A 25086-nucleotide genomic window follows, 5' to 3' on the forward strand; every position below is an offset into this window, starting at 1 on the left:
CCAGGCGGAGCGCGTTGGGCGTCACCGAGGGAGGCCGTCAGGTTGGTACGAGTTGCGCACGTAGCTGCATGCTCGCACGACGCTCGATGCGGCTGGCGTCGCATTGACCGAAAGTGAACTGTGCTCATTGAGGTCCCGCGTATTGGAGGTCTTGATGTCCCGCGCTGATCGGTCGTAGGCCGAGCACCGCGCCGTCGTTGTCCATTGCGATGACTCCGCCCCAGTCTTCCTCGGCGTCACCGCGTCGTTGGGACCACGCCGAAAGCACCTGTGGCAGCGCCTGCTGGTAGCCCTGGAGATCTTGTTCGGCAAGGAGTCGATGAAGCCCCACCAACACGCCGGAGAACGCTTCCATCCGCTGCGAGCCGAACCGGAAGACGTGGTCGGTGCCTACGAACGACAGGCCGCCCAACGTAATGCCAGTATCGAACACCGCGTCGGTGCCGGGGAGGGTGTACGCGGAGCCGACCCGCTCTTGCTGCCGGCGCGTCAACAATTCGCGGGCCCCTGTTCGGTCCCCGACGAACGTCAATAGGCTGGCCGCGGATGTCCTGGCCAGGACGCGAGAGAACCACTCCGAGCGCTGCGGTGGAATGTAGAACCCTGGTCGAGCGTCATCGCGGCCTTCGGGTGTCTTGGTGGGGATTCCGGCGAGGTCGTTGAACTGCTCGACCGGTCCGTTCAGCGATGGCGCGCGCTCTCCGGGTACGGCGAGAACACCATCACCTTCCGGGTCTAAAATCCGCATCTCGATCCCGCCGTTACCTGCCAGGGCCGTGGCCATGAGCAGACTCGGCGGTGGTGCGGCCTCCTTGTCGGCGTCTCCGATCATGACGGCGTGGACCTGCGCTGACGCCTTCGCCAACTGCGTGTGTTGCGCATTGACCTTGCCGTGGGACCCCTTGCATTCCACTGTGACGAGGCGAGCTGGTTCGCCTTCCTTGAGGCCGATCAGAAAGTAGTCTGGTCGCAGCAGCGTGTTCTCCCGTGACCTGACTTCCGCGCCTTTCAACGCCCACCCGGCTTCGAGGGCGACATCGGCGTCAACCACGTCGAAACGATAATCGAGGTGTCGTTCCTGCACGATCCGGAGTGCAGCGGCCAAGGCGAACGCGATTCCCAGGTCCTCGGCTTGCACGGACTTTCGGTGATATCGCGGATCGCGACCGTCGGGCGAGAGTTCCATCCTTCCCTGATAATTGGACTGGAGAGTGCTGATGTACTTGAGGCAGCTCCAATGCTGCGCGAGCGCACGGGAGGAGCCCTGTCCCGACAGGACGGTCGCCCGGCCGAGCGTGTGGAGCAGCTCCCACGGGGTGATCGACATTCCACCCTTGTGTTCCTGCTTGGGCACTGGAGTCAACCGTGGTTTCCGATCGAGGGCCCACTGCTGCTTGATGCGGCGATCCACATCGATCTTCGCCGCCTTCTTCATGACTTTCCCTGCCAGATAGGAGCTCGATTGAATGGTCACCAGCGACGGCTCGAAAAGTCGCTTCAATGCTTCTCCGATATCCATCAGTTCCCCCATTGTCCCCGTTGGCTCCGACCAACTTGTCTACCGTGGTGGATGGCGGCTTGTCTGTCCGCCGATGGTGCGCTGATCGAAAACGTCACATCACGATGCGTGACACGGCCCGTGTTGCCCGCTCGGACGACGCAGGCCATTCAAGATCGTGGTCGTCACTGGCGCTGTCGGGTGGGGTTCCGCGTTCCCCGGAGTCTTGTCAGCGCGGTGCGTGGTCAACGCCCCGGGCTCCGGCGACCGGCAACACCAGCCGAGGTTGTACAGGTGGATAACGATGTCGACCTGTCCCGGGAGAGCCTGCGGCGACGAGACCGAGAGGCGGCCGCCGGTGGACGAGGTCGCCACGGCTTGCTGGCCGGGCGGTGCGGTGATCCACGATAGAGGCGCGACTACGACGCCAAGGCCCAGTGGGCGCGGCGATGCGCGCGCGGGAGTCGCGGCGGAGCCAGGCGATGAGGGCGAGCAACCACCAGATCTGAGCGCGAACCCGAAGATCAGGCAGCCGAGCGCGACGGCGGCAGCCGCGACCGTGCGGCCGTGGCGGGGCAGCGCGATCGCGATGAAGCAGCACCTGCACGTGCGGCGCACGTACCTCGGCCAGGAAGGCAAGCTCGGCGGGGATGGCGGCGAAAAGCCGCAGGCAGCGGACGGTGTACGGCCAGATGCGCTGGCAACGGGAACGATGGCTTGCGGAGCGGGTCCCTTCGCGCCGATAGCGCGATCGAGGGAGCGCTGCGGTCCGAGTTTGCCACCTGCCGCCAACCGATGTTGCGGCCGCGCGCATCCGCGAATGGGGCGTTGGCTGTTGAAGCGGATGTCTTGGTTGACTACGATGGAAGCCTGATCGCAGGGAGTGATCGCGCGATGATCGGCCTTCACACGGTTTTCGCTGGAGCAATTCTGGAGCACACCTGCGTGCACAACGGCATTCAACTGCGCCGAACCGCATTGAACGGAACCGTTTTTCCTGCGGATTCTCCGTTTGTGCAGGTGGAGAGGTCCAGTCCACCTGACTGGCAGTGAGGGGGTCAGGGGTTCGAGTCCCCTTAGCTCCACATCAGGGGTCTTACTAGAAACCGGGGCCAAATCAATGCCCTGGAGCAAGACCTCAACACCGTTGATCGATGTCGGGCCAGCCTCCAGGCTGGCCTTCGTCGTGTTCGAGGGTGCACTGGGCTCGTAGGTCGATCCGTAGCGGCTGTGCTGGATGGCGTGGAGCCGGTCGAATGGCTGGTTGAGGTCGGCGCTGACGACCCCGCCATCTTCGAGGTAGAGAGCCTGGAAGATCGCCTGGTTGAGCAGGCGGCGTTGCTCGTCGTCGCAGCGGCGGTAGAGCTCGCGGGGGTTCTCGAGGAGCTTGAGGCAGACCTCGATCAGGCGGGCGCCTTCGGAGAGGTCGCGGCCGGTCTCAGTGAGTCGTTCGCTGAGTCGTTGGCGCTGGTGTTCGATCTCGCGGAGCTTGGCCTTGATCTTGGCTTGGGGCAGTGTGCCGTCGGCGGCCAGGTCGATGAGGTTCTCCTCGCGGGCGTCGAGCGCCTGGAGTTCGCTGGTGAGCTGCCGGTGTAGCAGCCGGGTGGCGGTCTTATCTTCGGCGATCATCTCGGCGACGTGGTTCCTTACCTGCTTGGCGAAGTCGGCAGCGAACCGGACGGTCGCGTAGTGCTGCCGGGTGTGCCCAGGTTCTGGTTGACACCTGATGTGTGAGGCTTCGGTCTCGCTTAGAAGGATGTCATCGTGCCCAAGCCCTATCCCCGTGAGTTCCGTGATGATGTGGTCGCCGTGGCCCGTCGCGGCGAGGCCCCGTTGAAGCAGGTCGCGAAGGATTTCGGGATTTCCGAGTCGTGCCTGGCCAACTGGCTGCGTGCCGCCGAGGTTGAGGACGGCACCCGGCCCGGAGCGACGCGGGAGGAGTCCGCTGAGCTGCGGGAACTGCGCAAGCGCAACCGTCTGTTGGAGCAGGAGAACGAGGTCCTGCGCAAGGCGGCGGCGTATCTGGCGCAGGGCAATCTGCCGGGAAAATAGTCTTCCCGCTCGTCCGTGACCTGGCCGCGGCCGGCGTCCCGATCAGGGTGCCGGCCGCGGTGACGTGCAGGGTGCTGGGCATCTCCCGGCAGGCCTACTACCAGTGGCGATCCGCCCCGGTCTCGCAGCGCGACTGGGATGACGCCCATCTGATCAACGTCGCTCTCGAGATTCACGCCGACGATCCGGGCGATGGGTACCGGTTCATCGCCGACGAACTCGCCGCGTGTGGGTTCACCGCCTCGGAGAACCGGGTGTGGCGGATCTGCTCGATGCAACAGATCTTTTCGTTGCATGCCAAGAGAAAAGGCCGCTACCGGAAGGCGGGACCACCGGTGCACGATGACCTGGTGCGACGAAACTTCACCGTCAGTGCACCGAATGTGCTGTGGCTGATCGACATCACCGAACACCCCACCCGTGAAGGAAAACTCTACCTGTGTGCGGTCAAGGACTGCTGCTCCGGCAAGATCGTCGGCTACTCCATCGACTCCCACATGCGGGCCTCACTGGCCGTCAGCGCGTTGCGTAACGCGATCGCGCTCCGCGACCCATCCGGTACCGTCGTCCACTCCGACCGCGGAGCCTAATTTCGGTCCACAAGCTATCGACGTCTGCTGGGCACCCACGGGCTGACCGGGTCGATGGGGCGGGTCGGCGCGTGCGGTGACAACGCCGCCATGGAATCGTTCTTTTCCTTGCTGCAAAAGAATGTCCTGGACACGCGGCGCTGGCGCACCCGGGAGGAACTGAGACTGGCGATCGTGTCGTGGATCGAGACGAAATACCACCGCAAACGCCGACAACGAGGGCTGGGGAAACTCACCCCGGTCGAGTTTGAGACCATCTACACGGCCGCACCAGCGGCCTGAAAACCAGCCAGCCCCGGTGTCAACCAGACCCTGGGCAGCCCCACTCGGCAGCGGAGGCAGCTGGCGTTGAGGGCGGTCTTGACGTCCGCGTCGCGCGTGAGCTCATCGACAAGGCCCGCGCGGACCGGGTGTCGCTGGTCGGGCCGGATGGTGTGCTGCGGCAGCTGACGAAGACGGTGCTGGAGACGGCGCTCAACGCCGAACTGGACGAGCACCTCGGCTATGCGAAGGGTGATGCGGCCGAGAAATTCGGGACCAACGAGCGGAACGGGTCGTCGGCGAAAACTGTACGGACCGATGTGGGCGAAGTGCGCATTGACGTACCGCGTGACCGGGAAGGCACCTTCACGCCGCAGATCGTGCCGAAATACTCTCGACAGGTCGAAGGATTCGACGACGCCGTCATCTCACTCTACGCAAAAGGACTCACGACGGGCGAGATCCAGGCCCACCTATCCGACATCTATGACGCCAAGGTATCCCGTGACCTGATATCGAAGATCACGGACAAGGGGGTCGAGGATCTGAATTCGTGGCAAGCGCGACCGCTCGACAAAAATTTACCCGGTCGTGCATCATTGATGCTATTCATGTCAAGATTCGCGACGGGCAGGTGGCCAACCGTCCGATCTACGTCGCCGTCGGGATCACCCTGCCGGCGAGCGGGACGTGCCGGTATGCGGGTCGGCACCGGTGGCGAGGGCGCCAAGGGCTGGTTGAACCACCTGTCCGATCTGAAAAACCGGGGCGTGGAGGACATCCTGATCGTCGCCTGCGACGGTCTGAAAGGCCTGCCAGATGCGATCACCGCGTTGTGGTCGCGCGCGGAGGTCCAGTTGTGTGTGGTCCACCTGGTGCGGGCGAGTCTCCGGTACGCGTCGAAAAAATATTGGTCGGCGATCACGAAACGACTCAAACTCATCTACACTGCACCCCACCAGGAGGCGGCGGAAGCGGAATTCGCCGATTTCTGTGCCGAGTGGGAGGATACCTATCTGGCGATGATCCGGCTCTGGCGCAACAACTGGGAACAGTTCACTCCCTTCCTGGCGTAGCCTCCGGAGTTGCGGAAACTCGTATATACGACCAACGCGATCGAGAGCCTGAATTCCCGGTTCCGGCAAGCCGCCCGACGCCGCGGCCATTTCCCTAACGAGCAGGCCGCACTGAAGGTGCTCTATCTCGTGATCCAAAACCCGCTCAAAACCGTTCAAATATCACAGGAAAAGTAGTAGGATGGAAACAAGCGTTGAACACGCTCGCCATGCATTACGGCGACCGGCTCGACGTGCAGCACTGACAAGGTGATCACACTGTCACCCACAAGATTGCTGACACTCCCAGCTCTGGAACAACTCCTGGGAGATCGTGGTAGCCGCCTACGGCCTACTCATCCTCCTCGGCGGCATCCTCGTAATGGGCCACGAGCGCGTGCGCTGGCCAGGTGGACGCGAGGCAACCCAGGGACACCTGGTTGTTGGAAGAAAACGAGCTGATTCAGATGATCGAGCCGGATGTTTTCGTGCCGTCCCGCGTGTTCCAGCACGGTATGGTTCGGCGCCACATTGATTCCAACGATCCAGGGCGTCGACTTCCAGCGGTTCCCGTTGGAAACCCGGGAATCGTGCCCATCCCGCCGGCCTTCCTACTCGGCTGTCGGGTCGTCATCAGTTGAAGGTGCGTGCCTCGGTGGCCAACCGGACCAGCGATGGCGCCGGTTCCCAGCTGTCGTCACCATGGAACCGCCGCAGCGCGGACAGTACGTTCGCTAACCCGACCGTGTCGGCGTAGTACATCGGACCGCCACGGTACCGGGGGAATCCGTATCCCGCCACGTACACCACGTCGATGTCCGAGGCGCGGAGCGCGATGCCTTCGTCGAGGATTCGGGCGCCCTCATCGACGAGCGCGAAGACGAGACGCCGCACAATCTCGTCCGGCTCATACTTGCGGCGCGCCGTGCCGCGCTTCTCCAGAAACGCGGCCAGCAGATCGTCGACGACCGGGCTCGGGATCGCATCTCGGCTCCCGGGCTGATAGTCGTACCACCCGCCGCCGGTCTTCTGGCCGAACCGCCCCGACTCGCACAGGGCATCAGCGATCTCGTCCCGCGGCATGTCGGGTTGCTCTGCATAGCGCCTCTTGCGGACCGCCCACCCGATGTCGTTACCCGCCAGGTCGCCCATCCGGAACGGGCCCATGGCGAACCCGAAGCCCTCGACGGCGGAGTCGATCTCGACCGGTGTCGCGCCGGCATAGAGGAGATCCATCGCAGCATCCCGATACTTGGCCAGCATCCGGTTACCGATGAAGCCGTCGCACACCCGAGCGATCACACCGACCTTCCCGACCCGCTGGCCCACCGCCATCGCGGTGACCACCACGTCATCCGCGGTCTCCTTACCACGCACGATCTCCAACAGCTTCATCACGTTGGCGGGGCTGAAGAAGTGCATACCCAGGACATCTCGGGGGCGCCCGGTCACCGCGGCGATCGCGTCGATGTCCAGGGTCGAGGTGTTCGACGCCAGGATGGCGCCGGGTTTCGCCACCTCATCGAGCCGGCTGAACACCGAGCGCTTGACGTCGATGTCCTCGAAGGCCGCTTCGATGACCAGGTCGCTGTCGGACACGTCCGCGTAGTCGAGGGACGGCGTCAACAACGCCATGCGGTGCGCCAGCAGCTCCGGAGCCAGCTTTCCCTTGTCCACCCGGGTTTGATAGTTCCGAAGAATGACCCCCAGCCCGCGGTCGAGTCCCTCCTGGCTGCTGTCCAGGATGGTGACCGGAATCCCCGCGTTGATGAAGTTCATCGCGATGCCCCCGCCCATCGTTCCGGCACCGATGACCGCCACCGTGTCGACCGTCCGGGCCGACGTGTCCCGAGGGACGTCTGGGATCTTGCGGGCGGCTCGCTCGGCGAAGAACACGTGGCGCAGCGCGGCCGACTGCTCGCCGCTCACCAGCTCAAGGAACGTCCTCCGCTCCTCGGCCAGCCCCTCCTCGAACGGCACGGTGATGGCCTTCTCGACCAGGTCCAGCGCCGCCAGCGGTGCCAGAAATCCACGGCTGCGCCGACGGAGTCCCTCTCGTAGCGTGCTTATCGCATTCCGCTCGTCAGCCTCGACGTTGCGGTCCCGAACCCGCGGGAGCGGCCGTACCGCGGCGATCTCGGTCGCGAAGTCTGTCGCCGCCCGCACCAGATCGGTGTCCACGACCCGGTCGAGCAGCCGTTGCCCCTCGATGCCAACGAGATCTCCCGCCGTACGCGGCCTACCGCCGATGATGATGTCCGCCGCGACCTCTGCCCCCACCACACGCGGCAGCCGCTGGGTACCACCGGCGCCGGGCACCAACCCAAGGTTGACCTCCGGCAGCCCGATCTTGCTGGCCGAGGTCGCGATCCGGTAGTGCGCGCCCAGCGCGAGTTCCAGTCCGCCACCCAAACAGTTGCCGTCGATCGCCGCCACGATCGGCTTGTCGGCTTCCTCAAGCGCCGCGATGACGGAACCGAGCACCGGGTCTGCGGCTGACTTGGGCGTCCCGAACTCGGAGATGTCGGCTCCGGCGGAGAAGAATCCCTCGCGGCCGGTGAGCACTATCGCCTCGATGTCGGCGGAGTCGATGGCACGTCGCAGCTTGCGCACGACGCCCTCCCGCGTTGCGTGGCCGAGGCTGTTGATCGGAGGGTTGTCGATTCGGATGATCGCGATGCGTCCGGAGACGCTGTACCGAGCAGACATGTGGCAGAACTGCTTTCTAGGTTGGTGATGGTCGGACGGCCGTGTCCTCAGTGGACCCGAACGCGGCCGATGCGCTTAGCCGCGGCACTTCGGGCTCGTGGATTCGGTCAGCGGCGGCACGATGCCGCCGCGCTGCCCGCCCACGCCATGCCCTGCACGAAGCGCGACGCCACCAGCAGGATCGGCGCGAAAACCCCGATCGTCGCGCCGCCGGGTGATGACCACGGGCTGGTGGCCGTGCCGGTCACCAAAGTGGCCGGTGAGCGGCAGGGCGATGAATCCTGCTCGCACCAGAGAAGCCTGCCCACACTGGACAGAGTAGGTGTCACCGAACATCAACACCGTCTTCAGCGGGGCGGGCCGTACCCGGGCAGCGTCGCCCTGATGAGATACCGGCGGCTGGTGGGCCCAGCAGAGCGTTCGCGATCGCAGCCCGGTGCACGCGCGTCGGCCCGTAGGCCTGCTCTAGTGCCTTGCCGCGCTTGAGCCACAGGTGTAGGTCGTGTTCCCAGGTGAAACCGATCCCCCCGTGGCACTGCAGCGCGTGCTCGTTCGCGGTCGCCTCCGCCTCCGCGGCCGCGGCCTTCGCGACCGCGGCGGCGACTGGCGCCTCGGGCGCGCCGATGGCGAGCAGGTGCGCCGCCACCCAGGTCGCTGGCCGTGCGAATTCCACCGCTAGGTGCGCGTCGGCCAACCGGTGCTTCACCGCCTGGAACGACCCGACCGGTCGGCCGAACTGCCGGCGCTGCTGCACGTAGTCCACGGTCGTCTGGACCAGGTGCGCCCCGATACCCACCAACACCGCCGCGCTCCCCACCGCCAGGCGATCACGCAGCCGGGCCCCCGCGGTTTCGTCCCCCGCGAGGCGCGTAGCACCGGTGGAGAGCGCGCGGACGGTGGCGAGCCGACGGGAACGGTCGCAGCCGGTCTGCTCGATGAACTCGCAGCCGGCGGTCGGTACGGCGTGCAGTTCCTCACCCACGTTGAGGACGATCAGGTCGGCCACGTTAGCGCCGACGACCAGCGGCTGGTCCGGGACCGCGACGGTGGCGACGACCTCGCCGGCCACGATCGCGGGTAACCAGCGCTCCTGTTGTTCCGGTGTCCCGACCTCGGCCAGGGTCACCGCGGCGGCAGCGGTTTCGAGCAGCGGCCCGGGCAACGCAACTCGCCCGACCTCCTCCAGCACCAGCGCCATTTCAAGGTCGCCGAGCCCGAGACCGCCGAACCGATCGGGTACGGCGATGCCGAGGAACCCGACCTCGGCCAGCCGCGCCCACAGGTCGGCGTCGTGGCCGGTCTCGGAGTCCCAGGCCGCTCGCACCCTGTTGGGCGGGCACAGCGTGGCGAGGATCTCGCGGGCGGCGACCGCCAGATCGTGCTGGTCCCCGGTCAGGTCGACGTGCATCGGGGCTCCCTTGGTAGGCCGAGCACCCGCTCGGCGACGATGTTGCGCTGCACTTCGCTGGTACCCGCGAAGATCCGCGCCGCCCGCGCGTGCCAGTACCGCCGGTGCAGGCCGGGCGCCACGCCTTGCCAGGCGTCGTCGCCCATCTCCGCGAGCGGGCCGAGGATGTACAGGGCCGTCTCGAAGATCCGCGCCTCCATCTCGGACCAGAAGAGCTTGGTCATGCTCGCCTCTGGCCCTGGCCGTTCGCCTGCGCCGAGCCGGGTGGTGACCCGCTGCATGTACCGGCGGAACTGCTGGACCTCGACGTACCGGGCCGCGATCTGGTCGCGGATGAGCGGGTCGTTGGCGACCCCGGCCCACCGGGCAATGGCGACCAGTTGTTCGACGTCGCGGGCGAACCGAACGTGGTCGCCGAGACCCGTGCCGCGTTCGAAACCCAGCGTGGTCATGGCCACCGCCCAGCCGCTGCCGATCTCGCCAACGACGTTAGCGGCAGGAACGCGGACATCGCTGAGAAAGACTTCCGCAAAGCCCGGGGCACCGTGCATCTGGACGATCGGGCGCACCTCGATCCCGGGCGTCCTCATGGGCACCATGACAAACGTCAGCCCGCGGTGCCCGCTGCTGTCTGGGTCAGTGCGGACCAGCGCGAACATCCAGTCGGCGAAAACCGACAAGGAGGTCCAGGTCTTTTGGCCGTTCAGCACGAAGTCCGGCCCATCGCGCGTGGCGCGGGTCCGCACAGCCGCAAGGTCGCTGCCGGCCTCCGGCTCGGAAAAGCCCTGGCACCATAGCTCCGCACAGGTCAGCATGCCGGGCAGCCAGCGGGCCTTCTGTACCTCCGTGCCGTAGTGGATGATCGTCGGCCCGGCGAGGCCGAGGGCGAGGCGGTTGAGCCGCTGGGGGGCACCCGCGCGCAGGTACTCCTCGCCGAAGAGTGCCTGCCGGACGAGGTCGGCGCCGCCCCCGCCGTACTCATCCGGCCAGTGCAGGGCGGCGTAGCCCGCGTCGTGCAGGCGTTTCTCCCAGTCGCGATGTTCAGCGATCCCCACCTCGGTGTACGGCGGGGCGAGCGGACGATCCGGCACGTTCGCGGCCAGCCAGGCCCTGGCCCGCAGCTGGAACTCACGTTCGGCGTCAGAGTAGGACAGGTCCATCGATCACCTCATGCGCGTGAAAGTTAGCCAGAGTTCTGAGACACCTCGCCTCGATTGCCACCCGGTCGAGCGCCGACTCCAGGTGCGTGGTCGGGATGTACTCGTCGCACCAGGACCAGGGTTGCCCGGGCGCGAGCCGGTGCTCCTGGAGGAACCCAGTCGCGCCGTGAACCTGGTGGGCGCTGCGCGCGAGCCACGAGTGGCTCCGCAGCTCGAACGTCGCGGCGGCGCGCTGTTTTGTCAGCTCCGCACCCCATTCCCCAATGCGTCCATGTCCGGGTGACGGTCGGCCGGCGGCCAGCCCGAGAGCGCCGGTGCCGGTCATCGCCATGGCGAGAAGTCCGGCGTCCGCTTCTCCATGAACGCTTCCGCCCCCTCGGTCTGCTCGCCGGAGGCGAAGAAGCCGGGGTTGACCTGGTTGAGGATGTCGAACCGATCCTGCGACTCGCGGATCGCGGCGACGGAGTCGTCGAACGACTTCTTCACCAGCTTGAGGACGGTGGGGCTCAGTGCGAGCATCTCCTGCGCCCACTTCGCCACCTCGGCGTCGAGCTGCTCAGGCGGGACGACCGCGTTGACCAGTCCCCAGTCGAGGGCCTGCTGCGCACTGTAGCGCCGGCAGAGCATCCAGATTTCCTTTGCCCGCTTCATGCCGACCACCGTCCAGAGGTGGCTCACGAGCCAACCCTCGGCGGGACTCGCGACACGGGGCCCGTTCTGGCCGAAGATCGAGCGCTCCGAGGCGATCGTGAAATCGCAGAAGTAGGCCATATGGTGTCCGCCACCGATGGCGTAGCCGTCGACCCGTGCGATCACGGGCTTCAGGCACTCGCGGAACGCCCGGTAGAGCTTCTTCATGAGTTCGTCGAACGACTCGTCGCCGGCACGGAAGGTGTCCTCGCTCTCGACACTCACGTCACCGCCCGCGGAGAACGCGCGGTCGCCCGCGCCGGTGAGCACGATCACGCCCACTTCGCTGTCAGCGCCGGCTCGGCGTACCGCCAGAGTCAGCTCGCGCACGGTGTGCGGGGTGAAGGCGTTGAGTCGCTCAGGGCGATTGATCACCACTCGGGCGATCGAGTCCTTCACTTCGTACAGGACGTCTGCGTACTTATCCGGTTCCAGGCTCATGAGACCTCCTTGAGGTATAATTAGTTCCATTAATACTAGGTCCTGCCATGGGTCGCCGTCCAGACGGCCCATGGCAGCCGAACTTCTGAGGGAGTGGCGATGAGCGAAGCGGTGCAAGAACAAGTCCGTCGGGTTGCGTTCGTCACCGGCGGCGCCGGTGGCATCGGAACCGCAATCTGCCGTGCGTTGGCCGAGAGCGGGGTGAGCGTTGCCGTTGCCGACCTGTCCCGGCCGGCCGTAGAGAAGGTCGGGGCGGACATTGGCGGCATCGGAGTGTCGCTGGACGTCACCGACCCCGACTCGGTCGCCGCGGCCGTTACCGAGACGACCGAACGTCTCGGTGCTCCCGGGATCGTGGTGAACGTCGCCGGCTGGGACGAACTCAAGCCCTTCCTGGAGACCGACGAGGCCTTCAGCTCGAAGGTTCTGGAGATCAACCTCAACGGGCCGATCCGAGTGCTGCGCGCGACCCTGCCCGCGATGGTCGAGGCTCGCTGGGGGCGCGTCATTAACGTGGCCTCCGACGCCGGCCGGGTCGGGTCGTCGCTCGAGTCGGTGTACTCCGGGGCCAAGGGCGGCCTGATCGCCTTCACCAAGACGATCGCCCGGGAGTTCGCCCGGCACGCGATCACCGCCAACTCGGTGTGTCCCGGCCCTACGGACACCCCGCTCCTGCGTGACATCATCAGTGGCGAGCGCGCCGACAGCGTGATCAACGCCATGACGAAGGCGGTCCCCATGCGGCGACTCGGGACGCCGGACGACATCGCGCCGGCGGTGGCGTTCCTTGCCTCCGGCGCGGCCGGCTACGTCACCGGCCAGACGCTGTCGGTCAGCGGTGGACTCACAATGGCCTGACCACGGCGAGTGTCGGTTCCCAGGAGTCGCCCGCCCCCGACCGGTCAGCCAGACGTCGGTCGGGAGCGGTGTCGAGATTGACTTTCCCTCGATGTCGGCGGGCAGTTCGTCGACGAGGATCAGGTCATCGAGCAGCTTGACGCGCGCGAGCTGGCGGTCCAGCAAGAAGTTGGAGTGTGTCGAGGTCGGTCCGCCGGGCGCGGGGATGACGACCGCCCAGGCCCGTTCACACGGACGCGGGTCCGGTGGGCCGACCTCGACCACGGCCGCGGCAGGCTGCTCCGGCAACACCAAATCGACCTCCGCCGGGTAACCGGCAAACCGTCGCGACATCATCAAGGCGCTGGCGAACAAGCCCGTCGAGATCACCGTCGACGGCGCCCGGATGAAGGGAACTTCTCGTACGGCGCGAGGAGCATGTTCTTGATTCGTCGACAACGCGGAGCCGGCCATCTGCGTCGACCGCACCGAGGTCGCCGCGGACGTCGTCATCGGCGCGCGAGCAGTGCCCGTTGAGAAGCAGCCGCCGTCGCCAACCAGATGCACCGGTGCTCAGCTTCATCCACGAGTACCCCTGCACCACTTCATGCGAAGGCGGTGGAGTGGCGCGACGAGCCCGGCTCCGAGAGCCGGTGGCGGACCGCGCTCGGTCGCCATACTGCCGCGTCTGGTGCCGATCGGTTCCGGCCGGCGCTGAAAGCGACTCAGAGCGTCTCGTTTGGAGTTTATTGGGTGAGTTGCGATGATCTTGTGCCGTGATCGACTCGCTGTCGCAACGGTTGGTGCCCGACGAGTTGTGGGCACTGGTGGAACCGCTGATATCGTCCGCCAAAGTGCGTCCGCAGGGCGGTGGGCGGCCGCGGGCCGACCCCCGCGCGGTGTTCACCGCGATCGTGTTCGTGTTACCCAGCGGCTGTACGTGGCGACATCTACCACCATCGTTCGCGTCTCTGTGCCGACGGCGCATCGGACCTTCACCGAATGGACCGAGGTGGGACTGTGGCGCCAGCTACACCAGGTCATGCTCGATGAACTGGGCAGCCACGGCCTGATCGACTGGTCCCGGGCGGTGCTCGATGGAGCATCCCTGCGGGCGAAAAGGGGGGACCTCTGACTGGCCCAAACCCCGTGGATCGCGGCAAACCCGGATCGAAGATCCACGCCCTCTCCGACCGCGCCGGGCTGCCGCCGCGGGCCGTCGGAGGCCTCGGCGGCCAAACACCCCGACAGCCACGCTCTCAAACCGTTGATCATGGCCGTGCCACCCATACGATCCCGTAGAGGTCCCCGCCGGACGCGCCCGGCGAAACTCCACGCAGACAAGGCCTACGACATCCCCGAACTCCGCACCTGGCTGCGGCAGCGCGGCATCACCGCGCGCATAGCCCGCAAAGGCATCGAATCCTCCATCAAACTCGGCAAGCACCGCTGGGTGATCGAACGCAGCATCGCGTGGCTACTCGGCTACCGCCGCCTCACCATCCACTACGAACGCAAACCCACCCACTTCCTCGCCTTCCTCACCCTCGGCGCGGCCATCACCTGCTACAAGAAACTCCCCACATGAGACACTTCCCAATCTTCTTGTCAAGTGGCTGCGGAGCTCGACGTACTTCGTAGCAGCGTTTGTCGCGAAGTAGGGCCCACAGAACGTTGACGCTTCGGCGAGCTAGCGCGAGTACGGCGTGGGTATGGCGTTTGCCCTCGGCCCTCTTGCGGTCGTAGAAACGACGGGACTCCGGGCAACATCGGATACTGATCAACGCCGAGGTGTAGAAAACACGCTGCAAGCCACGGTGATAGCGTCTGGGCCGGTGCAGATTTCCGCTCACACGTCCAGAATCGTGGGGCGTCGGCGCCAAGCCCGCGAACCCAGCGAGGCGATCAGCGGTCGCGAAGAAGCTCATGTCACCGCCCGTCGCCGCGAGAAACTCGGCCCCGAGCAGCGTTCCGACGCCAGGTAGGCTGACGATCACCTCTGCGTGAGCGTGCTGGTGAAAGCGGTCCTCGATGAGCCGGTCAATCTCGGCGACCTTGTCGTTGAGGGCCATCACCTCCCGCGCCAAAATGGTCACCATCGAAGCGGTGGCCTTTTCTCCAGTCACAGTGGTCTGCTGCTGCTCGGCAGCGCCCACCGCGGCCTGAGCCAGCGTTGCCGGATTGCGTACCTTTCGTGTACGGAGCCACGCGTCCAGCCGCGCCGCTCCCAGACGGCGAATGGGGCTGCCCAGGCTTCGGTTGACACCGTGGGCTGACTGGTTTCAGGCCGCTGGTGCGGTCGTGTAGATGGTCTCAAACTCGATCGGGGTGAGTTTGCCGAGGGCGCGTTGTCGGCGTTTGCGGTGATATTTCGTCTCGATCCAGGACACGATCACCAGCCGCAGTTCCTCGCGGGTGCGCCAGCGCCGCGTGTCCAACACATTCTTTTGCAGCAAGGAAAAGAACGATTCCATCGCGGCGTTGTCGCCGCACGCACCGACCCGGCCCATCGACCCGGTCAGCCCGTGAGCACGCAACAGGCGCCGGTAGGCTGCCGATCGAAATTGGGCGCCGCGGTCGGAGTGGACGACGACGCCGCGCGGGTCGCGACGACGGGCCACGGCAACGACATCGTCACGGAACTCACGGGGATAGGGCTTGGGCACGGTGACATCCTTCCAAGCGAGACCGAAGCCTCACACATCAGGTGTCAACCAGACCCTGGGCAGCCCCAATCGCGGCGGGAGTCTGGTATCCCGCCACCAGGGTTAACGGTCCAGCGTTGGTCAATTCCAGGACGCGCTCCAGCGCGGGGAACATCGCGGTGATCGTGCCTCGCAGCCGATTGACCGCTCGCGTGCGGTCACAGACCAGATCACTGCGTCGAGCGGTCAGCAGCTTGAGCTCGACGATGGTCTCGTCGCTGGGGTGCAACGGATTCAGATCACGCCGCATACGGGCCTGATCGGCGATCACCAGCGCATCACGGGCATCGGTTTTGCCCTCGCCACGGTAGCTGCCTGATGCCCGGTTGACTGTCCGGCCAGGAATGTAGAGCAGTCGTTGGTCGTGATCGACCAAGATCGCGATGAGAAGGGCGGCCCCACCATCGGCTAGATCAACCGCCCATGTCACCTTATCGCCCAGCGTCGTCACGTCCGCGAGCAATGCCAGCAGCTCTGGCTCGTCGTTGGCTACTCTGCGGGACAGCAGCTTTCTGCCCTCAGTATCGAGGACGACACAGTGGTGGTCAGTCTTGCCGGCGTGGATCCCGGCCCAAATCCGGCTCATGGTGCTCCTGCAGCTCGTCGTGTAGCAGTGGTCCCGCCGACGACCTCGCCGACGTTGTCCTACACAGCGATCTGCTCGCACATCCCAATCAGCGGCCGAGTCGTCGCGGGGCACCGGGTGACCAAGTGTCTCCAGCCACCAACGGCAACGCTCTTACAGCCACGCCCGGCACCCCTGGGCTGATCGAACCCTACGACTGGCTCGCCTCACCCACCGCAGAAGGTAGGACGCTCTTAGCGTGCTCCGTCGCGAGGCGCGGTGGCGATCGCGACCAGTCGCCGGACGTTGCGGTCCGCGCGCGGCGCCGCCAACCCGAGCGTGGGTGCGTAGAGGATGACGTGGTCGACGGTGCCCTCGTAGCGCCGCAGCGCATCGCGCACCTGCCGAGGCGTGCCGGCTACGGCAATCGCGTCGATCATTCGGTCCGGCACGGCGGCGGTCATCGCTTCCAGGTCGCCGCGGGCGAACGCCTCCCGGATGGCCCGCGCCTCGGCGGCGAAACCGGCGACCGCGAGCGCCCTGTCGTAGGTCTTGACCGACGCGTAGAAGGCGATCTGCGATGCCGCGTCGCGCCTCGCCTGCTCCTCGTCCTCGTCGACGGCGGCGATCACCATTGTTGTGATCCGGATGTTCTCCGCGCGACGTCCCATGCGCCCCGCACCCTTGGTGATCGCCGGCCGCACGACCTCGTCGAGGTAGCGGAGAGTGAAGAGCGGGTGGCCGACGAGCCCGTCGGCCACCCTCCCCGCCACTTCGATCATGCGCGGGTTGACGCCGGCGAGGTAGACGGGGATGCACTCGCGCAGCGGGGGCCGGACATCGCCGGTCGGGGTTATGTCGACGTGGTAGAAGTGCCCGTCGTGGTGGACACGCCCCTCGTGGATCCGCCACAACTTGCGAACTACGGTGACGAGCTCCTCCATCCGCGCCGCAGGCGCGCTTGGATCCGTCCCGTGCCAATCGCGCAGCATCCGTACCGTGCCGTTGCCGAGACCGAGCACGAGTCGGCCGCCCGACAGCTTGTCGAGGCTCCGGGCCTCGGCGGCGAGGACGAGCGGGGTGCGGCCGACGCCGTAGAGGATCGAACTGCCGAGCCGGCAGCGCCTTGTGCCCGTCGCCATCGCGGCCAGCGACACGGTCGCGGACATCGAGTACAGCTCGCTTGTCCAGATGGCGTGGACTCCCGCGGCATCGGCCTCGGCCGCCAGCGCGACCGAGGCCTCCAGGTCGAGCCCGGCGGTCGAGATCCCCAAGGTCGTCGCGGCGGTTCCCGCATGGTCGGTCATTTTTCGGTCCTCTCGACTCGGCATCAGATGTCGAGTACCAGCCGGGGTGTCCGCGAGCGCGAGACGCAGATCATCATGCAGTGGTTGGCGGCCCGTTCATCGGGTGTGAGCACGGAGTCGCGGTGGTCGGGCTCCCCCTCGAGCACCGGGGTCTCACAGGTGCCGCAGGTGCCCTCGCTGCAGGACATCAACACGTCGACCCCGGCTTCCTCGACGACCTCGAGCACGGACCGGTCAGGAGGGATGGTGAGGGTGAGCTCGCTCTTGCGGAGCACGACCTCGAAGGACCCGCTGATCACCGGGTCGGTGAGCGGCTTGGCCGTGAACCGCTCAACGTGCAGCGAGCCGGCCGGCCAGCCTTCGCACCGCGCCTCGACGGCGGCCAGCAGCGGCTCGGGGCCGCAGCAGTAGACGAGGGTGTCCGCGCGCGGGGTGCCGAGCAGACTGTCGAGGTCGAGCAGACCGGTCCGGTCCTGCGGCGCGACGGTGATCCGGCCGCCGTAGCCGGCGAGCTCGTCAAGGAAGGCCATCGAGGCGCGCCTGCGGCCGCCGTAGACCAGGTGCCAGTCGGCACCGGCGGCGTCGACTGCGGCGATCATGGTGAGGATCGGAGTGATCCCGATGCCGCCGGCGATGAACAGGTAGCGCGGCGAGGCGAGGAGCGGGAAGTGGTTGCGCGGCCCGCGGACCCGCACCCGTGTGCCGGGGTGCAGCCGGTCGTGGATTTGGGCCGACCCGCCGCGGCTCTCCGGTTCGCGGAGGACGCCGAGGCGCCAGACGTGCTGGTCGGCGGGGTCGCCGCACAGCGAGTACTGCCGGACCAGCCCTTCGGCGAGGATCAGGTCGACGTGCGCGCCGGGTTCCCAGCTCGGCAGCGGGCGGCCGCCGACCTCGCGCAGGGTGAGGGTGACGACGTCCTCGGCGGGCACGTCGCGGGTCTCGACCACGACGTCAGCCTCGTACTCGCGCTCGACGGCAGTCACGCTGCTGGCGGTGTGTAGCACCGGCTCTCCGATCGGGGCGGGAACCGGGCGGGCAAAGGGACGGGTCACGAGGCCCTCCAAGCGGGCTGGGAAAGAGGCGGAAGATTGACGCGCATGTATAGTGTAATAGTAACCCTTTATAGTCTACCCGGGAGTGCTGACGTCGACCCTCGTGGCGACGAGTAGCCGAAGTGAGCGAAGGAGCCTCATGAAAGATCAGTACCTGCTTTCGCCCGAGCTGATCTCGGACCCCTATCCGTACTTCGCGCAGCTGCGAAGCACCGACCCGGTGCATTGGAACGAGCGTCACCGCGCTTGGTTTTTGTCCCGTTACGCCGACGTGGTCGGCGCCTTCCGCAGCCCGGACCTCACGGCGGACCGCATCAAGCTCGTCTACGAGAAGCAGTCGTCATCGCGGAAAGAGGACCTGAAGCGCACGTTCGACCTGATCCGTAGCAAGTGGTTCGGCTACATGGATCCCCCAGAGCACACGCGGCTGCGCAAGCTCGTGCAGAAGTCCTTCTCGCCGGAAGTGGTGCGAAGGCTTGAGGATCAGGTCGATGCGGCGTGCGACGGGCTAGCGGACAGGCTCCACGGGGACCTCAACACCGGTGAGCCGATCGACTTCATGGAGGTCTTCGCGCGGCCCCTGCCGGCGTACGTCATCGCCGACATGCTCGGTGTCCCGCGCGAGGACCGCGAGCAGTTCGAATACTGGTCATCGGAGCTGGTTCTGATGCTGTTCGGTGCCCTTGGCTCCCCGGACCGGGTCGAGCGCACGCACGCGGCGATGATGCAGCTCGAAGAGTACTTCCAAGGCCTCGTCAGGCTGTACGAGGGACGGCCGGCCGACAATGTGATCAGCCACCTGCTCCGAGCCGAGGAAGAGGGGCGCGTCCTCAACCGCGACGAGATCACGGCGACCTGCATCATGCTCCTCACCGCAGGCGACCACACGACCGCCAGCCTGCTGGGGAACACCGTCCTCGCGCTCTCGAATCACCCCGACCAGCTCGACAAGTTGCGCGCGAGGCCCGAGCTCGTACCGCAGGCCGTCGAGGAGTTCGTCCGTTTCGAGGGCCCGCTGAAGGTCACCGTGCGTGTGGCCGCACGGGAGCACACGCTCCACGGGCGGACCATCCGCGAGGGCGACAGGGTCTACCTACTGCAGGGCGCCGCGAACCGCGACCCCGAGCAGTTTTCCGACCCCGACAAGCTCGACGTCGAGCGGCAGGGGCCGACGCACGTCGGCTTCGGCCACGGGATTCACTTCTGCCTCGGCTCGGCGGTCGCCCGCATGACCGCCCGCGTTGCCATCCGGGCGCTCCTGACGCGCATGCCGCGTTTCGAGGTCAATGCCGACAGTGTGCAGTGGGAGCCGTACATGATCACGCGTAGTCTCCAGTCGCTGCAGATCCGGGCCGTTCAGCCAACCCGGCAGGAGGTGGGGGCGTGATGACGGCTCGGGTGGTGCGAGTTGATCCCTCTGTTTGCGTCGGGTCGGCAACGTGCAGCAGCACCGCTCCGGGTGTCTTCGCACTTGACCAGGAGGCCGGCGTCGCGCGTGTGATCTCGCAGGACGGAGCCCCGATCACGGACATCGAAGAGGCGGTCTCGCTATGTCCTGTCGAGGCGATCGCCTGGGAGACGGGAGATCGAGACCCGTCGTCCGGCGCCTCGCCCGCGTAGCGGCGAGGCGCAGTGTCCGTACTGGGAAATCGTTTTATGACGACGATGCCAGGCGCCGGTGATAGATATCAAGGACGCAGGCGAGCCGGAGCAGCCCGAGGCGGATGTCGGCGCGCGGTGTCCGTGGCGGGTGCGCAGCCTCTTGAAGGCGTGGCAGTCAGGCGGACGGGTCGACCGTGCGGCGAGGGGTCTGCTGGGCGAGTCCCTTCCGCGCGGATCCCGCCGAAGCGGACGTCGTGGTTTCCCGATGATCCCGCTCTTCGGTGACGACTGCTGAGTGGTTGGGCTGGGCTGCCCGGCGTGGTGTGGCGGTGACGGGAGGCGGGGACAACGAGCGTCCTGCGTTGCCGGTTCGGATCCAGGCCGGTCGTTCGAGCCAAGAATTTCCCTCCAAATCCCTCTCGGCTCAGTCGGAGATCGAACAAAACGCCTCGCGGCGCACAAGCCCGCGTTCGACGATTCAGCGGTGTGTGCTGAGCGCGGAGCCGTGCGCCGCGGCGCGGCGGGTGACTCGCCGGCTGCCCCTGCCACCCGAAGCACCGCCAACAACAGCTCGTGTAACGCCCGGCCAAACCCGACCCCGGGGCCAGTTCCCGCGACCGTCGCCAGCAGATCCCCTGGGACACCCAATCAGTTCGCCGGGGCAACTGGCTCCGGGCGAGGCCGGATTTGACCACGAACACGATCGCGGCCATGGCGGTGCGGTCAGTGACCGGCTTACGTCCGAGGTAGCGGTACCGATGAGCCGGCAACGGCGGGGTGGCCTGCTCCCACAGCGAGTCCGGAACGAGGCACCGCAATCACCAACGGCAGCTGCCCCGGTAGTCGCGACCATCCACAACAGACACGTCAAGGTCATTGTGATAACGACTTCTTGACCCGCTCCAACAAGTAGGCTATTAATTACACCTGGAACAGCGAGAGTCTCAAGCGCGAGGGACAGTGCGGTCTCGAGGAGGGCCAGTGCAGTTCGTATGTGGAATCGACATCGGCGGGACGTTCACGGACTTGGTTGTTCGGCCCATGGACGACGGCGCGGATGTCCGTCAGTACAAAGTCTTCACCGAGCGGGATCTGTCGAAGAGCACGTTGAGCGCCATCGAGGTGGCAAGCGCGGACTTCGGCCTTGAGCCCCGCGCTTTCCTCGAGGGCGTTGAGCACTTCTTCCTCGGGTCGACAGTAGCCCTGAACACGCTGCTGACGAGGTCGGGCTCGCGTGTCGGCATTGTGACCACGAAGGGTCACGGCGATACGTACCACCTCGCACAGATGGCGCGAGGTGGGGTGCGTGACCTGCGGGACGCCGTCACGCAGAATTTCCAGCCCCTCGTTCCGCGGTCGCGCATCGCTGAGATCGAGGAGCGCGTCGACTGCTTCGGCAACGTGCTTATCGGCGTCGACGATCAGCAGGCCACCTCCGTCGTGCGTCAGCTCGTGGAGGAACAGGGCTGCGATGCGCTTGTCATCTGCTTTCTCTGGTCGTCGGCGTTCCCAGACCACGAGAAGCACGTCAAGGAGCTGGCGCGTGGGTTGTATCCGGACCTGTTCATCACCGCCTCGAGCGATCTGACGCGGCTGCTGGACGAGTTCAGCCGGACCGCGACGAGTGTCGTCAACGCCTACGTCGGCAAGCGGGTCGAGACGTACTGCCGCGAGCTGTCGACCAAGCTGGCGGAGGCTGGCCTTAGCACGCCTCTGCTCATCATGCAGTCGACTGGCGGGCTCGCGCCGGTCGAGGATGTGGCCGACAAGGCCGTGAACCTGATCGGGTCTGGCCCGGCGGGCGGCGTCATGGCGGCCCAGAACATCTGGGCCAACCGCGGCAGCGGCAACGGCCACGGCGCGAAGCGCCCCTCACCCGGAGCGATCGCGGTCGACATGGGGGGCACCAGCTTCGACGTTGCCCTCATCCCGCAGGGCGAAATCCAGCTCACGACCGACATGCGGATCGCCCGCCACCCGCTGCTGATTCCGGCGATCGACGTCAACTCGGTCGGAGCAGGGGGTGGCAGTATCGCCGCCGTCGAGACCACGGCTGCCGGGTCTATCCTGCGCGTCGGCCCAGAGAGCGCGGGAGCGGTCCCCGGGCCCGCCTGCTACGGACGCGGCGGCTTGGTGCCGACGGTCACCGACGCAAACGTCGTGCTCGGTCTGATCAACCCGGACTACTTTGCTGGCGGATATGTGGCGCTCGACCGCGATGCGGCGGCTGAGGCGATGCGCAAAGTCGCCGAGCCGCTCGGCATGTCGATCGAGGACGCGGCTCGCGGCGTCATCAGTGTCGTCGACGCGGTGATGGGCGACGCGATCAAGGACGTCAGCATCCGCCGCGGTTATGACGCACGCGAGTTCTCAATGATCGCCTATGGCGGTGCCGGCGGTCTGCACGCCGCGAACATTGCTCGTAACCTCGGCATCTCGGAGCTCGTCGTGCCGAACCTCGCGGGGACGCTCTCGGCCTATGGGCTGACGACCGCGGATATCCTCTATACCTATCAGCTCACCGACCAGTCGATCACGGTCGCACCACCTCCGCCGTGGGGCAACGGCGTCCCCGGGCAACTCTTCAGCAAGTCCGCGGTCGAGTACATCGAGCAGCTGTTCGGCAACGTCGAGCGAACGCTCAACGAGTCGCTCGCCGCGCAGAGCATTCCGCCGGAGCAGCGCGTCTTCCAGCGCAGCGTGGACGTTCGCTACCAGGGCCAGATGCTGCGCCTGCCAATCTCCCTCCCCAGCGGGGCGCTGTCTCCCGCAATCCTCGAGGGTGTCGTGGCGCAGTGGGAGGAAAAGTTCCGCCGCATCTACGGCGCCGGCGCGGCGTGGCCGCAGGGTGGCATGGAGCTGATGAACTACTACGTCACGGGCACCGGGAAGATCAATAAGGCAAACGCCGGTGGGTCGAACGGGACCGCGAAAACGTCGGCCGAGCCGGTCGAGACACGCGCGGTCTACCTCGAGGAGTGGACCGACGTACCGGTCTACCGGATGAAGGCGCTCGCCCCGGGCGCCGAGGTCACCGGGCCCGCGATTGTCGAGGACCCGATGACGACCGTTTTCCTCGGCGAAGGCGATCGCGGGTCGATCAGCGAATCTGGTGCCCTTGGCATCACGGTCGCGGAGAAAGCGTAGAGACGGGACGACGTCGGAGAGAGAGTGGAAGGTGTCAGTGGCGATGACCAGGACCGCGCCGGCGACGGCTCAGATCAGCACCGACCCGGTGACGCTGGAGGTCTTCAGCAACCGGATCCAGAACCTAATGAAGCTCATGACGAGCACCCTCGAGAATCTCGCGGGCACGCTCGTCGGCCGGGAGTCGGGAGACTACTCGACCGCTCTGCTCGATCGTGACGGGGCCACGATCGCGTTCGGGAGCATGGTCGGCTTCCACCTTGGGCATATGACGTCCGTGGTGCCGTGGATCTACGAAAACCTCGGCCGAGAGAACGTCCGTCCAGGGGACATGTACCTAAGCAACGACCCGTATTCCGGCGGCGCCGTGCACAGCAACGACGTCGGGGTATTCGCGCCGATCTTCGTCGACGACGAGCTAGTTGGCTGGACCGGCTGCGACATGCACTGCATGGATGTCGGCGGTGCGCTCCCGGGCAGTTTCGTCCCGAACGCACTCGACGTCGTCGCCGAGGCGTGTCGCTTCACGCCGGTCCGGATCTACAGCGGGGGAGAGTACCGGCCGGACGTCGTTCGGGCGTTTCTCACCAACACCCGGCTGCCCGAGCGCGTCGGCCAGGACATCTCCGCCGAGGTCGGCGCCAACCACTACGGGCTCAAGATCGTTGAAGAGACGGTGCGCGAGTTCGGCACCGAGCGTTACCTCCAGCTCGTCGAGGACGTTAAGGCTTTCTCGGAGGCGCGGACCCGGCAGCGGATAAAGGAGGAGCTCGTCGACGGCGTCTACGAATACGTCGACTACGAGGAGCACGACTTCGTAAGCCACACGATCTACCCGATCCGGGTGCGGCTTACGGTGAGTGGCTCCGAGCTGTTCTTCGACTTTTCGGGGACCGCCAAGCAGGCGCCGAGCCTCATCAACTGCGCCCGCTCGGGGCTCAAGGGCGCGGTCATGGCCGCGCTGCTGATGCAGCTGGTGCCTGACATCCCGTTCAACGCCGGTGTGATGCGGCCCGTGCACGTGTTCAGCGAGGGCGGCACGATCAACGACTGCTCGCCGCCGGCTCCGGTGTCGTTGGCGACCGCGATGGCCGCGTGGCGCACGATCGACAGCGTCAGCGGGATCCTGACCCGAGCGGTCGACGCGTCTCCCTCGGAGTTCTTGCGGGAGCGGGCGACGGCGTGCTGGGGCGGCACGTGGCCGGTCTACGTGCTCAGCACACCGAGCGACCAGTACGGTCAGTACAGCGTGTTCCTGAACATGGACGGGAGTGGCGAGGGCTCCGGGGCGCTGCGCGGTATCGACGGCGCCCGCGGGAGCTCGGTGCTCCTGGCGGGACGCGTGCCGAGCGTCGAGGCGCACGAGCTGACCGAGCCGAACCTCTACATCAGCCGGCGCATCTGGCAAGACTCAGCGGGCGCAGGGAAGTGGCGTGGCGGCTGGAGCTTCCAAGAGGCCATTACGCCGTGGGGTGAGAAAACGGCCGACCAGTCCGGTACGTTCGCGATCGCGCGCAATGCCATCCCGACACCTGGAGCCTTCGGCGGCTACCCCGGTTCCGGGATCTTCTACGGCGTCCTGGAGGGTGTCGACATCGAGGGCCACGTCGGTCGCGGGCATCTGCCGAGTTGGGACGACCTGGGAGTCGACACCGACCTCGAGATCCTCGAAGCCAAGGAGGTCTGGGAGGGGCGGCGCCAGCTCCGCAAGGGCAAGGATGTGCTCGTCCTCAGCTTCGCCGCCGGCGGGGGATTCGGCGATCCGCTCGAGCGCGACCCGGAGCGGGTCCGAACCGACGTCGAGGAGGGGATCGTCTCGGTGGAGGCGGCCAGCAGCCTCTACGGTGTTGATTTGGTGCAGGGGGACGAAGGGAAGTTCGAATTCAACCCGGGCCGTGTCGAGGAGCGTCGCTCCGCGCTGCGCGCGGAACGGCTCGCCGGGGCGGAGTGAGTGAGCACCCGCCGCAGGTGGTGCGCAACCACCTGCGGCGGATCCCGAACGGGTTC

15 protein-coding genes and 6 pseudogenes are annotated in these 25086 nt (G+C 66.4%); 8 read left to right on the top strand and 13 right to left on the bottom strand.

Features of this window, described 5'->3' with window-relative positions:
* Positions 1-124: 124 nt before the first annotated feature.
* Positions 125-1519: a hypothetical protein gene (locus tag LWP59_RS05535; RefSeq protein ID WP_144636341.1), complete on the bottom strand. Its 1395-nt coding sequence runs from the start codon at positions 1517-1519 to the stop codon at positions 125-127.
* Positions 1520-1618: 99 nt separating this feature from the next.
* On the bottom strand, positions 1619-3127 hold the full coding sequence (locus tag LWP59_RS05540; protein WP_144636339.1) for a hypothetical protein: 1509 nt from the start codon (positions 3125-3127) through the stop codon (positions 1619-1621).
* Between the two features lie 135 nt (positions 3128-3262).
* Between LWP59_RS05540 and LWP59_RS05545 the strand changes: the two are divergent.
* Both LWP59_RS05545 and LWP59_RS05550 read left to right on the top strand, forming a co-directional pair.
* A pseudogene (locus tag LWP59_RS05545) lies at positions 3263-4422 on the top strand (IS3 family transposase).
* Between the two features lie 176 nt (positions 4423-4598).
* Positions 4599-5654: pseudogene (locus LWP59_RS05550) on the top strand (IS256 family transposase).
* Between the two features lie 435 nt (positions 5655-6089).
* Here the strand turns inward: LWP59_RS05550 and LWP59_RS05555 are convergent.
* The 6 genes from LWP59_RS05555 to LWP59_RS05580 form a co-directional block, all read right to left on the bottom strand.
* Positions 6090-8165: a 3-hydroxyacyl-CoA dehydrogenase NAD-binding domain-containing protein gene (locus tag LWP59_RS05555; RefSeq protein ID WP_144636338.1), complete on the bottom strand. Its 2076-nt coding sequence runs from the start codon at positions 8163-8165 to the stop codon at positions 6090-6092.
* A 107-nt stretch (positions 8166-8272) separates the two neighbouring features.
* The gene (locus LWP59_RS05560) at positions 8273-8473 is read right to left on the bottom strand and encodes an MHS family MFS transporter (RefSeq protein WP_144636336.1); all 201 of its coding nucleotides are present in this window, start codon (positions 8471-8473) and stop codon (positions 8273-8275) included.
* Between the two features lie 17 nt (positions 8474-8490).
* Positions 8491-9573 (bottom strand): acyl-CoA dehydrogenase family protein, encoded by a 1083-nt coding sequence (locus LWP59_RS05565; protein WP_144636332.1) that lies wholly within the window; start codon positions 9571-9573, stop codon positions 8491-8493.
* Positions 9558-10733, bottom strand: coding sequence for an acyl-CoA dehydrogenase family protein (locus LWP59_RS05570; RefSeq protein ID WP_144636329.1), 1176 nt, complete (start codon positions 10731-10733; stop codon positions 9558-9560). Before LWP59_RS05570 ends, LWP59_RS05565 begins: the two co-directional genes overlap by 16 nt.
* Entirely contained in the window at positions 10714-11064 is a 351-nt protein-coding gene (locus LWP59_RS05575; protein WP_144636327.1) for a hypothetical protein, read from the bottom strand. Before LWP59_RS05575 ends, LWP59_RS05570 begins: the two co-directional genes overlap by 20 nt.
* The gene (locus LWP59_RS05580; protein ID WP_144636322.1) at positions 11055-11864 is read right to left on the bottom strand and encodes an enoyl-CoA hydratase-related protein; all 810 of its coding nucleotides are present in this window, start codon (positions 11862-11864) and stop codon (positions 11055-11057) included. Before LWP59_RS05580 ends, LWP59_RS05575 begins: the two co-directional genes overlap by 10 nt.
* Positions 11865-11963: 99 nt before the next feature.
* On the opposite strand from LWP59_RS05580, the gene LWP59_RS05585 reads away from it, so the two are divergent.
* On the top strand, positions 11964-12722 hold the full coding sequence (locus tag LWP59_RS05585; protein ID WP_144636317.1) for an SDR family NAD(P)-dependent oxidoreductase: 759 nt from the start codon (positions 11964-11966) through the stop codon (positions 12720-12722).
* A gap of 755 nt (positions 12723-13477) precedes the next feature.
* Positions 13478-14289, top strand: a pseudogene (locus tag LWP59_RS05590) (IS5 family transposase).
* On the opposite strand, the pseudogene LWP59_RS05595 reads toward LWP59_RS05590, so the two are convergent.
* The 5 genes and pseudogenes from LWP59_RS05595 to LWP59_RS05615 all read right to left on the bottom strand — a co-directional run.
* Positions 14261-14941 (bottom strand): annotated as a pseudogene (locus LWP59_RS05595) (transposase); the annotation flags it as partial. The pseudogenes LWP59_RS05590 and LWP59_RS05595 sit on opposite strands and share 29 nt — an antisense overlap.
* Positions 14942-14983: 42 nt before the next feature.
* Positions 14984-15325, bottom strand: a pseudogene (locus LWP59_RS05600) (integrase core domain-containing protein); the annotation flags it as partial.
* 79 nt (positions 15326-15404) lie between these two features.
* Positions 15405-15992, bottom strand: a complete 588-nt coding sequence (locus LWP59_RS05605) for an IS110 family transposase (protein ID WP_222425475.1) — start codon at positions 15990-15992, stop codon at positions 15405-15407.
* Positions 15993-16225: 233 nt separating this feature from the next.
* Positions 16226-17278 carry an LLM class flavin-dependent oxidoreductase gene (locus tag LWP59_RS05610; protein ID WP_144636314.1) on the bottom strand — a complete coding sequence of 351 codons (1053 nt, stop codon included), beginning with the start codon at positions 17276-17278 and terminating at the stop codon, positions 16226-16228.
* A gap of 23 nt (positions 17279-17301) precedes the next feature.
* Positions 17302-18306, bottom strand: a pseudogene (locus LWP59_RS05615) (PDR/VanB family oxidoreductase); the annotation flags it as partial.
* Between the two features lie 163 nt (positions 18307-18469).
* On the opposite strand from LWP59_RS05615, the gene LWP59_RS05620 reads away from it, so the two are divergent.
* From LWP59_RS05620 to LWP59_RS05630, 4 genes are all read left to right on the top strand, one after another.
* Positions 18470-19717 (top strand): cytochrome P450, encoded by a 1248-nt coding sequence (locus LWP59_RS05620; protein ID WP_144636308.1) that lies wholly within the window; start codon positions 18470-18472, stop codon positions 19715-19717.
* Positions 19717-19950, top strand: coding sequence for a ferredoxin (locus LWP59_RS40875; RefSeq protein WP_144636305.1), 234 nt, complete (start codon positions 19717-19719; stop codon positions 19948-19950). The genes LWP59_RS05620 and LWP59_RS40875 overlap by 1 nt, the downstream gene beginning before the upstream one ends.
* 963 nt (positions 19951-20913) lie before the next feature.
* On the top strand, positions 20914-23079 hold the full coding sequence (locus tag LWP59_RS05625) for a hydantoinase/oxoprolinase family protein (RefSeq protein ID WP_144636300.1): 2166 nt from the start codon (positions 20914-20916) through the stop codon (positions 23077-23079).
* Positions 23051-25030 (top strand): hydantoinase B/oxoprolinase family protein, encoded by a 1980-nt coding sequence (locus tag LWP59_RS05630; RefSeq protein ID WP_144636297.1) that lies wholly within the window; start codon positions 23051-23053, stop codon positions 25028-25030. The genes LWP59_RS05625 and LWP59_RS05630 overlap by 29 nt, the downstream gene beginning before the upstream one ends.
* The last annotated feature ends 56 nt before the right edge of the window (positions 25031-25086 follow it).

It is taken from the genome of Amycolatopsis acidiphila (assembly GCF_021391495.1).
Lineage (GTDB): Bacteria > Actinomycetota > Actinomycetes > Mycobacteriales > Pseudonocardiaceae > Amycolatopsis_E > Amycolatopsis_E acidiphila.

Coding starts and splice junctions, on each gene's coding strand:
- LWP59_RS40875 (WP_144636305.1), top strand. CDS start 19,717: ATGACGGCTCGGGTGGTGCGAGTTGATCCCTCTGTTTGCGTCGGGTCG.
- LWP59_RS05605 (WP_222425475.1), bottom strand. CDS start 15,992: ATGAGCCGGATTTGGGCCGGGATCCACGCCGGCAAGACTGACCACCAC.
- LWP59_RS05555 (WP_144636338.1), bottom strand. CDS start 8,165: ATGTCTGCTCGGTACAGCGTCTCCGGACGCATCGCGATCATCCGAATC.
- LWP59_RS05610 (WP_144636314.1), bottom strand. CDS start 17,278: ATGACCGACCATGCGGGAACCGCCGCGACGACCTTGGGGATCTCGACC.
- LWP59_RS05580 (WP_144636322.1), bottom strand. CDS start 11,864: ATGAGCCTGGAACCGGATAAGTACGCAGACGTCCTGTACGAAGTGAAG.
- LWP59_RS05585 (WP_144636317.1), top strand. CDS start 11,964: ATGAGCGAAGCGGTGCAAGAACAAGTCCGTCGGGTTGCGTTCGTCACC.
- LWP59_RS05565 (WP_144636332.1), bottom strand. CDS start 9,573: ATGCACGTCGACCTGACCGGGGACCAGCACGATCTGGCGGTCGCCGCC.
- LWP59_RS05570 (WP_144636329.1), bottom strand. CDS start 10,733: ATGGACCTGTCCTACTCTGACGCCGAACGTGAGTTCCAGCTGCGGGCC.
- LWP59_RS05535 (WP_144636341.1), bottom strand. CDS start 1,519: ATGGATATCGGAGAAGCATTGAAGCGACTTTTCGAGCCGTCGCTGGTG.
- LWP59_RS05620 (WP_144636308.1), top strand. CDS start 18,470: ATGAAAGATCAGTACCTGCTTTCGCCCGAGCTGATCTCGGACCCCTAT.
- LWP59_RS05575 (WP_144636327.1), bottom strand. CDS start 11,064: ATGGCGATGACCGGCACCGGCGCTCTCGGGCTGGCCGCCGGCCGACCG.
- LWP59_RS05540 (WP_144636339.1), bottom strand. CDS start 3,127: ATGATCGCCGAAGATAAGACCGCCACCCGGCTGCTACACCGGCAGCTC.